A 2,159-nucleotide genomic window follows, 5' to 3' on the forward strand; every position below is an offset into this window, starting at 1 on the left:
GAAGATATGAATATAATACAGCTCAAAACACCTCTCGGCGAAGAAGTCCTCGACCTTCATGCAGGCGACAGGGTGGAGCTTTCCGGAACCATATACACCGCACGGGACGAGGCACACCTGCGGATGATGGAGGAGAAGATCCCGTTCGATCCCAAAGGTGCAGTCATATTCCACTGCGGCCCGGTAGTCGCCGGCGGAAAGATCATGGCCGCCGGACCCACGACATCTTCGAGAATGAACTCCCTATGCGGATTCCTCCTCGATGCCGGAGTCCGTGCATTCATCGGGAAAGGCGGGATGAGCAGCGAAGTCTCGTCACTTATGAAAGGAAGGGCCGTCTACCTCGCATACACCGGCGGATGTGCCGCACTCGCCGCCTCAAAGATGAACCTCAAAGGCGTATATTACGAAGATCTCGGTATGGCCGAGGCCGTCTGGGAGATCGAGGTAGACAGGCTCCCGCTCACAGTCGCGATGGATGCTCATGGCGGAAACCTCTACTCCGGGGTCATCGCGAATGCGCAGAAGTCGTTTGAGTCTCTCTTCCCTACCGATTAATCATGTAAAATAAGTAGATATTTAGTAATTATAAGGAGCAATAATATAGCAGTATAATACTCCAGGTCGTGCCCATGAAACTTGTTATTGATCAGAACCTCTGCAAGGGGTGCAATTTATGTACAATGGTTTGCCCCTACAATATTTTCCAGGAAGGAAGTGAGCTTAACAAAAAGGGCATAGTCGTTCCTGTTCTCGACAGGCCGGAGAGGTGCACGAACTGCCGGCTGGCAAACCTCTACGGGAGGAGGCTGTGCGGCGTCTGCCAGCTTGTCTGTCCGGACCAGGCGATAAAATGGGTCGAAGAGAAGCCGTACGAACCTATGAAGGTGGTGATCGAGTATTGAGCAGAATTGAATTCATGCAGGGCAACATCGCATGTGCGGAGGGAGCCCTTGCAGCAGGATGTTCGTTCTTCGGCGGATACCCGATAACTCCGTCCACCGAGATAGCCGAGCATATGGCGAAGATGCTGCCGAAGAAGGGCGGCACGTTCATACAGATGGAGGACGAGCTCGCGAGCGTATCCTCGATAATCGGGGCGTCATGGGCCGGAGCACGTTCGATGACTGCGACAAGCGGGCCTGGATTTTCGCTCATGATGGAGAACATCGGCTATGCGGTCATGACCGAGACCCCGCTTGTAATCGTAGATATACAGAGGGGCGGGCCCTCCACCGGACAGCCTACGATGGCGGCCCAGGGCGATATGATGCAGTGCCGGTTCGGCTCGCACGGGGATTACGGCACAATTGCTCTCGTCCCCTCGACCGTCCAGGAGATGTTCGACCTGACTGTAAAGGCGTTCAACCTCGCCGACAGGTTCAGGTGCCCTGTCTTCGTGATGTCGGATGAGATCATCGGGCACATGAGAGAGAAGATCACGATCCCGGAGGAGGTTGAGATAAAGCCCCGGAAGATGCTGAAGGAAGGCATGCTCCCGTTCGAGCCCGAAGCGGACATGATCCCTGGCTTCCCTGTCTTCGGGAAAGGTCACAGGGTGCATGTCACCGGACTCACCCACGACGAGAGGGGCTACCCGCAGACGACGAACTGCGAGCTTCACAGCGAACTCGTCCAGAGACTCGTGAACAAGGTCGAGTCGAAGAGGCACGAGATCGCCGACTACGACGTAATCAACCCGGACGCAGAGGTAGTCTTCATCACCTACGGTCCACCGGGCCGTGCGGTCCGCCAGCTCATGCACGATCACCCCGATATGGAGATCGGTCACCTGAATATCAGGATCGTCTGGCCGTTCCCCGAGGAGTCGCTGAAGAAGTTCCCGAACGCATCGAAGTTCATCGTTCCCGAGCTGAACATGGGCCAGATCGCGAGGGAGATCCAGCGCCACACGAATGTCGAGGTCGAATCGATACCGAAGCTCGGCGGGGAGATGCACACGCCCGAAGAGCTCTTCGCGTCGATGGGAGGTGACTCCTGATGGCGCCGGCAGAATCAGTCGAGGAATGGTACAGGCATGACAGAATGCCGCATATATACTGTACAGGCTGCGGCAACGGGACGGTCATAAACTGCACGCTGGAGGCGGTGATGCAGATGGGCTGGGATATCGACAATACGATATTCGTATCCGGGAT

General features: G+C 55.9%; 3 protein-coding genes and 1 pseudogene. All 4 read left to right on the plus strand.

All coding sequences use genetic code 11. From position 1 onward, the window contains the following. Window positions 1-6: 6 nt before the first annotated feature. Window positions 7-558: a FumA C-terminus/TtdB family hydratase beta subunit gene (locus tag METPAY_RS01750; RefSeq protein WP_048148611.1), complete on the plus strand. Its 552-nt coding sequence runs from the start codon at window positions 7-9 to the stop codon at window positions 556-558. 74 nt (window positions 559-632) lie between these two features. Further along, window positions 633-905 carry a 4Fe-4S dicluster domain-containing protein gene (locus tag METPAY_RS01755; RefSeq protein WP_048148605.1) on the plus strand — a complete coding sequence of 91 codons (273 nt, stop codon included), beginning with the start codon at window positions 633-635 and terminating at the stop codon, window positions 903-905. Beyond that, window positions 902-2,002 (plus strand): 2-oxoacid:acceptor oxidoreductase subunit alpha, encoded by a 1,101-nt coding sequence (locus METPAY_RS01760; protein ID WP_048148607.1) that lies wholly within the window; start codon window positions 902-904, stop codon window positions 2,000-2,002. Before METPAY_RS01755 ends, METPAY_RS01760 begins: the two co-directional genes overlap by 4 nt. Beyond that, window positions 2,002-2,159: pseudogene (locus METPAY_RS15390) on the plus strand (2-oxoacid:ferredoxin oxidoreductase subunit beta); the annotation flags it as partial. The gene METPAY_RS01760 and the pseudogene METPAY_RS15390, both read left to right, overlap by 1 nt.

It is taken from the genome of Methanolacinia paynteri (genome assembly GCF_000784355.1).
Lineage (GTDB): Archaea > Halobacteriota > Methanomicrobia > Methanomicrobiales > Methanomicrobiaceae > Methanolacinia > Methanolacinia paynteri.

Excerpts from the sequence above, each read along its gene's own strand:
- METPAY_RS01750 (WP_048148611.1), top strand. The coding sequence starts at position 7 with ATGAATATAATACAGCTCAAAACACCTCTCGGCGAAGAAGTCCTCGAC.
- METPAY_RS01755 (WP_048148605.1), top strand. The coding sequence starts at position 633 with ATGAAACTTGTTATTGATCAGAACCTCTGCAAGGGGTGCAATTTATGT.